Origin of the sequence: Pseudomonas sp. PI1, assembly GCF_000812405.1 — a bacterium.
Taxonomy (GTDB): Bacteria; Pseudomonadota; Gammaproteobacteria; order Pseudomonadales; family Pseudomonadaceae; genus Pseudomonas; species Pseudomonas citronellolis.
Genome location: NZ_JWMC01000058.1, coordinates 1 through 7,129, shown reverse-complemented (window position 1 = coordinate 7,129; position 7,129 = coordinate 1). Strand labels below are relative to the sequence as shown.

Sequence of the window (7,129 nt, the reverse complement as noted above, 5' to 3'; positions counted from 1 at the left end):
AAGCGGGAGAGGGGACCGTTGGGCAGAACGGGAGGCCATGCAGTCAGCCGGCCCCACCGTAATTTCCGGCTAAAGCCGCTCTCCCAGCCGGCACGGACAGCCCCCTCTCCCTTCAGGGAGAGGGCTGGGGAGAGGGTTACGGACTCCGCCGCCACTCCAGCGTTTGGCCTGGACTCCGCACCCCCTCCCTAACCCTCCCCCGCAAGCGGGAGAGGGGACCGTTGGGCAGAACGAGGGGCCATGCAGTCAGCCGGCCCCACCGTAATTTCCGGCTAAAGCCGCTCTCCCAGCCGGCACGGACGGCCCCCTCTCCCTTCAGGGAGAGGGCTGGGGAGAGGGTTACGGACTTCGCCGCCACTCCAGCGTTTGGCCTGGACTCCGCACCCCCTCCCTAACCCTCCCCCGCAAGTGGGAGAGGGGACCGTTGGGCAGAACGGGGGCCACGCAGTCAGCCGGCAGCTCCTGTTCGCGAGCAAGCTCGCTCCTACAGGTGCAGGGAGCCACGGGCTTTCCGTGCGCTCCGGACAGCCCCCTCTCCCTCTGGGAGAGGGTTGGGGTGAGGGTGACGGACTCCGCCACCATTCCAGCGTCCGACCTGGACCCGCCCTACCTCTTTTTGTATACAATCCCCCCTCCTTTTTCACCTCTCGCCAGGCCCCCCACGGCCTATCCAGGGCGTACACTGGTTGCCATCGCTCGTTCTACCCGGAGACTTTCCTTGCTCACCCATCTCGATTCCCAGGGCCGCGCCAACATGGTCGATGTCACCGACAAGGCGGTGACCTCCCGTGAAGCCGTGGCCGAAGCGCGGGTGCGCATGCGCCCGGAAACCCTGCGCCTGATCCAGGACGGCGGCCACCCCAAGGGCGACGTCTTCGCCGTGGCGCGCATCGCCGGCATCCAGGCGGCCAAGCGCACCCATGAACTCATCCCGCTGTGCCACCCGCTGCTGCTCACCAGCGTCAAGGTCGAGCTGCAGGCCGACGGCGAGGATGCCGTGCGCATCGAGGCGCGCTGCAAGCTGGCCGGGCAGACCGGCGTGGAGATGGAGGCGCTGACCGCCGCCAGCGTCGCCGCGCTGACCATCTACGACATGTGCAAGGCCGTGGACAAGGGCATGACCATCGAGGGCGTGCGCCTGCTGGAGAAGCTCGGCGGCAAGAGCGGCCACTACCGTGCGGAGGAGGGCCGATGATCCGCGTGCAATACTTCGCCCGTTACCGCGAGGCCCTCGGCCTGGACGGCGAGCAGCTGGGCTGGAGCGAGGCCTTCGCCAGCGTCGACGGCCTGCGCGAGCACCTGCTGCAACGCGGCGGCGCCTGGCAGGTGCTGGCCGAGCAGAACCTGATGTGCGCGCGCAACCAGGAGTTGTGCGCCCTCGACGAGCCCCTCGCCGATGGCGACGAGGTGGCCTTCTTCCCCACCGTCACCGGAGGCTGAGGCCATGGCCGTGCGCGTCCAGGAAAGCCCCTTCGACCCCGGCGCCGAGGTCAACGCGCTGCATGCCGCCAACGTCGGCATCGGCGCGGTGGTCGGCTTCGTCGGCTACGTGCGTGACTTCAACGACGGCCGCGAGGTCGGCGGCATGTTCCTCGAACACTACCCGGGCATGACCGAGAGGGCCCTGGAGAAGATCGCCGGGCAGGCCCGGGAGCGCTGGCCGCTGCTGCGCCTGGAGATTCTCCACCGCATCGGCCGCCTGGAGCCGGGCGAACCCATCGTCTTCGTCGGCACCGCCAGCGCCCACCGCCAGGCGGCGTTCGACGCCTGCAACTTCGTCATGGACTACCTCAAGACCCGCGCGCCCTTCTGGAAGAAGGAAGACACCGCCGAAGGCCCGCGCTGGGTGGAAGGCCGCTGCAGCGACCAGGCCGCGGCGCAGCGCTGGGACAAATAGTCGCGCTACCTCTTCCGAGGAATGGGCAGGCCAGCCGCCGAGGCGCAGGCTGGCCGCAGTCTCATCCTTCCCCGGAGGCAGCCATGAGCCACCTGGCCACGCAGGACTTCCAGAGCCTGCAGATCGCCGTGCTGACCGTCAGCGACACCCGCACCCTGCAAACCGACGATTCCGGCCAGACCCTGGCCGACGCCCTGCGCGAGGCTGGCCACGTGCTGGCCGAGCGGCGCCTGGTGGTGGACGACATCCACCAGATCCGCGCGGTGGTCTGCGCCTGGATCGCCGACCCGCGCATCCAGGTCGGGCTGATCACCGGCGGCACCGGCTTCACCGCCCGCGACAACACCCCGCAGGCCGTCGAGCCGCTGCTGGAGCGGCGCGTCGAGGGCTTCGGCGAACTCTTCCGCCAGGTCTCCCTGGGCGAGATCGGCACCTCCAGCATCCAGTCGCGGGCCCTGGCCGGCGTCACCAACGGCACCCTGGTCTGCTGCCTGCCCGGCTCGCCCGGCGCCTGCCGCACCGCCTGGCGGGAAATCCTCGCCGCGCAGCTGGACAGCCGCACCCGGCCGTGCAACTTCGTGCCGCACCTGAAGACCCCGCCCAGGCCCGAGGGCGGTTGCGGCGGCGGCGCCTGTGCCTGCGGCAGCCGGTCATGAGCGGCTGCGGCTGTGACGGCCACGGCCTGAAACCGGTGGACGAGGCCCTGGCCGAGCTGCTGGCGCGCGCCCCGGCGCCGCCGGCGGTGGAATCCGTGGCCCTGGCCGATGCCCTCGGCCGGGTGCTGGCTAGCGACCTGGTAGCCCCCTGCGACCTGCCGCACTGGGACAACAGCGCGATGGACGGCTACGCCCTGCGCGCGGCCGACGTGCCGGCGGGCGGCGGCAGCCTGGCGCTGGCCGGCTGCATCGCCGCCGGCGAGGCGGGCGACCAGGCGCTGCCGGCGGGCTGCGCCGTGCGCATCTTCACCGGCGCGCCCTTGCCGCCAGGGGCCGACAGCGTGGTGGCCCAGGAGGATTGCCGGGCCGAAGGCGACCGCGTGTGGCTGCCGGCGGTCACGCTGGGCAGCCATGTGCGCCGCCGCGGCGAGGAGCTGCGCCAGGGCGCGCCGCTGTTGCGCGCCGGACTCCGCCTGCGGCCCCAGGAACTGGGCCTGCTGGCCGCCGTGGGCCAGGCCCGGGTGCCGGTGTACCGGCGCCTGCGCGTATGCCTGCTGAGCAGCGGCGACGAGCTGCGCGAGCCCGGCCAGTCGCTGGCGCCGGGGCAGATCTACAACGCCAACCGCTTCAGCCTCGGCGCCCTGCTGCGCCAATGGGGCCTGGACGTACAGGAATACGAAGTGCTGGTCGACACCCTGGCCGCCAGCCGCGACGCCCTGGAGCTGGCCGCCGCCGAATGCGACGTGCTGATCAGCAGCGGCGGCGTCTCGGTGGGCGAGCGCGACCATCTCAAGCAGGCGGTCGGCGCCCTCGGCGAACTGCACCTGTGGCGCCTGGCGATGCAGCCGGGCAAGCCGCTGGCCTTCGGCAGCGTGGCCGGCAAGCCCTGGCTGGGCCTGCCGGGCAACCCGGCGGCGGCGCTGGTCACCGCCCTGGTGGCGGCGCGGCCCTTCCTGCGCCGCGCCCAGGGGCTGGCCGAGACCGCGCTGGCGCCGCTGAACCTGCCGGCGGCCTTCGCCTGGCCGCAGCCGAACAAGCGCCGCCAATACCTGCGGGCGCGCCTGGCGACCGACGCCAGCGGCGCCAGCCGGGTGGAAATCCACCCGCAGCAGGGCTCGGCGATGCTGCTGGCCGCCAGCTGGGCCGACGGCCTGGCGGTGGTGGAGGCGGGGCGCACCCTCGCCGCCGGCGAGCCCGTGGCCTACCTGCCGTTCAGCGAACTGTACGGCTGACGTCAGCCCTGGCCGCCGGCCTCGCCGAGGCGCGGCGGCCGTTCCATGCAAGGGGGAAGCATGCAACTGGTATGTCCGGCGGGCAGCCTGCCCGCCCTCAAGTCGGCGCTGCGCGAAGGCGCCGACGCCATCTACGTGGGTTTCCGCGACGACACCAACGCCCGCCACTTCGCCGGGCTGAACCTCGACGACCGCCAATTGCAGGAGGGCCTGGGACTGATCCGCGCGGCCGGCCGGCAGCTCTACCTGGCGGTCAACACCTACCCCGGCGCCGCCGGCTGGCCGCGCTGGCAGCGGGCGGTGGACCACGCCGCCGAACTGGGCGTGGACGCGCTGATCGCCGCCGACTGCGCGGTGCTCGGCTACGCCGCACGGCGCCACCCGGACCTGGCGCTGCACCTGTCGGTGCAGGGCTCGGCGACCAATGTCGCGGCGCTGGCCTTCTACCACGAGCGCTACGGCATCCGCCGCGCGGTGCTGCCGCGGGTGCTGTCGCTGGCCCAGGTGCGCCAGGTGGCGGCGAACAGCCCGGTGCCGGTGGAGGTCTTCGCCTTCGGCAGCCTGTGCATCATGGCCGAGGGGCGCTGCCACCTGTCCTCCTACGTCACCGGCGAGTCGCCGAACCTCTGCGGCGTCTGCTCGCCGGCCAAGGCGGTGCGCTGGAGCGAGGAGCCCGAGGGGCTGACCTCGCGCCTGAACGAAGTGCTGATCGACCGCTACGCGCCGGGCGAGCCGGCCGGCTACCCGACCCTCTGCAAGGGCCGCTTCGTGGTCGACGGCCAGCGCTTCCATGCCCTGGAGGAGCCCACCAGCCTCAATACCATCGACCTCATCCCACAGCTGGCGCAGATCGGCGTGGCGGCGGTGAAGATCGAGGGCCGCCAGCGCAGCCCGGCCTACGTCGAGCAGGTCACCCGCGTCTGGCGCCAGGCGCTGGACAGCTGGCGCCGCGCGCCGGAGCGCTACCAGCCGCAGGCGCAGTGGCAGGCCGCGCTGGAGAAACTTTCCGAAGGCCACCAGACCACCCTGGGCGCCTACCATCGTTCCTGGCAGTGAGGGAAAGCCTGATGAAACTCAGCCTGGGGCCGGTGCTGTTCTACTGGGACCGCCGGACACTCCTGGACTTCTACGCGCAGATGGCCGAACAGCCGCTGGACGCCATCTACCTCGGCGAGACCGTGTGCTCCAAGCGCCGCGCCCTGTCGCTGGACGACTGGCTGGGCCTGGGCCGCGAGTTGGCGCAGCAGAGCGGGGCGGAAATCCTCCTCTCGGGGCTGGCGCTGATCGAGGCGGCCTCCGAGCTGTCGGCGCTGCGCCGGCTGTGCGGCAACGGCGAGCTGCGGGTGGAGGCCAACGACATGGGCGCGGTGCAGATACTGCATGGGCTGGGCGTGGAATTCGTCGGCGGCCCGGCGCTGAACCTGTACAACGGCCATGCCCTGGCCGAACTGCACGGCTGCGGCCTGCGCCGCTGGGTGCCGCCGGTGGAATGCTCCGGCGAGCAGGTGCTGGCGGTGCTGGAGCAGGCCCGGGAGCTGGGCCTGGAGGACCTGGAAACCGAGGTGTTCGCCTACGGCCACCTGCCCCTGGCGTACTCCGCGCGCTGCTTCACCGCCCGCGCGGAGAACCGGCCCAAGGACGACTGCCAGTTCTGCTGCCAGAACTACCCGGAGGGGATGTCGATGCTCAGCCAGGAAGGCGCGCCGCTGTTCACCCTCAACGGCATCCAGACGATGTCCGGCGAGCCGGGCAACCTGCTGGCCGACTACGCCTCGCTGCGCGACTGCGGCGCCGACATGCTGCGCCTGAGCCCGCGGGCGCAGGGCATGGTGGAAGTGGTCCAGGCCTTCGACCGGGTGCGCCGCGGCGCCGCGCCGCCGCTGGCGGTGGAAGGTTGCAACGGTTACTGGCATGGCCGCCCCGGCATGCTGCGCAGCGATGAGGTGAACCTGTGCTGAATCTCGAAACCGGCGCCCTGCGCGCCGCCGAACGCCTGTTGCCGCTGGCCGCGCGGGTGCCCGCGCCGCTGCAGCGGGCGGTGCTGCAACGCGCCGCCAACCGCCTGTTCGCAGCGCCCCTGGCGGCCGGGGACTTCGACCTGCTGGAGGGCCACTGGCTGCGCCTGGAGGTGAGCGACCTGGGCCTGGGCTGGAACCTCACCCGCGGCCGCAACGGCCTGCAACTGGCCGAGGGCCCGGTGCCCAGCGTGACTATCCGCGGCGGCTGGCGCGACTTCCTGCTGCTGGCCGGGCGCCAGGAGGACCCCGACACCCTGTTCTTCCGCCGCCGCCTGGTGATCGAGGGCGACACCGAACTGGGCCTGGCGCTGAAGAACCTGATCGACAGCCTCGACCCCGACAGCCTGCCGCCGTGGCTGTGGAACGGCCTGCAGCGCGCCGCCCGCGGCGTGCAGGCGCAGCAGGCCTGAGGAGGGACTCAGGCGCTGCTGAGCAGGAGGAACTGCAGTTCCTCGTAGAGCATCTCGAAGTCGTCGAGCGAACTGCTTTCGCCGTAGCGCTTGCGCAGCCCGTAGTCGGTGAGGGTGAGCGCGTGCGCCGGGCTCACCCCATGGCGCGCCAGGCAGCCGCGCACGCAGTGCAGGTGGCAGCCGTCCAGGGCGAGGATCGGCCGGCCGGAGCAGGCCTTCTTCACCAGCGGCGGCACGTCGCCGCCGACGCCGGCGATGCAGGACATCTCCGCCAGGCCATCGCGGTCCAGGCGCAGGGCCAGGTCGTTGGCCAGCTGGGCCAGGTTGGAACAGCCGGAACAGGAATACACGAGGGGCAACTGGGACTTCGGGTGCATGACGACCTCCGCGCAGTGAGTGCGCAGTGTCCGGCGGCGGCCAGGCGCGGCGACATGACCTGCGTCAATTCGTGCTGACGGCTACTCCTGTGGAGGTATGAGGGTTTTACATGGGGCCCCGGATCGCGCCGGTATGTCCGGTTATCGCGGACAAGGTCCGCTCCTACGGAGGAGGAATACCGTACCTCCCGGTAACCTGTAGGAGCGGGCCCTGCCCGCGAATCGCGCGCAGGGCGCGCTCCTACAGGGGAATGGCGTGGGTGGGGTGGCGTAAGCGGATCTTATCCGCGAATCGCGCCGTTGGTTCCGGCCATCGCGGACAAGGTCCGCCTACGGGGGAGGAATACCGTACCTCCCGGTAACCTGTAGGAGCGGGCCCTGCCCGCGAATCGCGCGCAGGGCGCGCTCCTACAAGGGAGTGGCGTGGGTGGGGCGGATCTCATCCGCGAATCGCGCCGGTGGTTCCGGCCATCGCGGACAAGGTCCTACGGTGCCAGGAAGCACGGCTTTTCGTAGGATGGCGTTGAGCGAAGCGATAC

Annotated in this window: 9 protein-coding genes; 8 read left to right on the top strand and 1 reads right to left on the bottom strand. The window is 71.5% G+C overall.

Annotation, left to right across the window (positions count from 1 at the left end; genetic code table 11):
• Window positions 1–718: 718 nt before the first annotated feature.
• The 8 genes from moaC to ubiT all read left to right on the top strand — a co-directional run bounded on the left by moaC (window position 719) and on the right by ubiT (window position 6,213).
• Complete coding sequence (moaC, locus tag RN02_RS19050) at window positions 719–1,195, top strand: cyclic pyranopterin monophosphate synthase MoaC (RefSeq protein ID WP_009616092.1); 477 nt, start codon at window positions 719–721, stop codon at window positions 1,193–1,195.
• On the top strand, window positions 1,192–1,440 hold the full coding sequence (locus RN02_RS19045; protein ID WP_009616093.1) for a MoaD/ThiS family protein: 249 nt from the start codon (window positions 1,192–1,194) through the stop codon (window positions 1,438–1,440). The genes moaC and RN02_RS19045 overlap by 4 nt, the downstream gene beginning before the upstream one ends.
• Before the next feature lie 4 nt (window positions 1,441–1,444).
• Window positions 1,445–1,897 (top strand): molybdopterin synthase catalytic subunit MoaE, encoded by a 453-nt coding sequence (gene moaE / locus RN02_RS19040; protein WP_009616094.1) that lies wholly within the window; start codon window positions 1,445–1,447, stop codon window positions 1,895–1,897.
• An 83-nt stretch (window positions 1,898–1,980) separates the two neighbouring features.
• On the top strand, window positions 1,981–2,553 hold the full coding sequence (gene moaB, locus RN02_RS19035; RefSeq protein ID WP_009616095.1) for a molybdenum cofactor biosynthesis protein B: 573 nt from the start codon (window positions 1,981–1,983) through the stop codon (window positions 2,551–2,553).
• Window positions 2,550–3,785 (top strand): molybdopterin molybdotransferase MoeA, encoded by a 1,236-nt coding sequence (locus RN02_RS19030; RefSeq protein WP_043315942.1) that lies wholly within the window; start codon window positions 2,550–2,552, stop codon window positions 3,783–3,785. The genes moaB and RN02_RS19030 overlap by 4 nt, the downstream gene beginning before the upstream one ends.
• 60 nt (window positions 3,786–3,845) lie before the next feature.
• Window positions 3,846–4,841 carry a ubiquinone anaerobic biosynthesis protein UbiU gene (gene ubiU / locus RN02_RS19025; protein ID WP_043273102.1) on the top strand — a complete coding sequence of 332 codons (996 nt, stop codon included), beginning with the start codon at window positions 3,846–3,848 and terminating at the stop codon, window positions 4,839–4,841.
• An 11-nt stretch (window positions 4,842–4,852) separates the two neighbouring features.
• Window positions 4,853–5,743: a U32 family peptidase gene (locus RN02_RS19020; RefSeq protein ID WP_043315940.1), complete on the top strand. Its 891-nt coding sequence runs from the start codon at window positions 4,853–4,855 to the stop codon at window positions 5,741–5,743.
• Complete coding sequence (gene ubiT, locus RN02_RS19015; protein ID WP_009616099.1) at window positions 5,737–6,213, top strand: ubiquinone anaerobic biosynthesis accessory factor UbiT; 477 nt, start codon at window positions 5,737–5,739, stop codon at window positions 6,211–6,213. Before RN02_RS19020 ends, ubiT begins: the two co-directional genes overlap by 7 nt.
• Window positions 6,214–6,221: 8 nt before the next feature.
• On the opposite strand, the gene RN02_RS19010 is transcribed toward ubiT, so the two are convergent.
• Entirely contained in the window at window positions 6,222–6,590 is a 369-nt protein-coding gene (locus tag RN02_RS19010; RefSeq protein WP_043315938.1) for a putative zinc-binding protein, read from the bottom strand.
• Window positions 6,591–7,129: the final 539 nt, after the last annotated feature.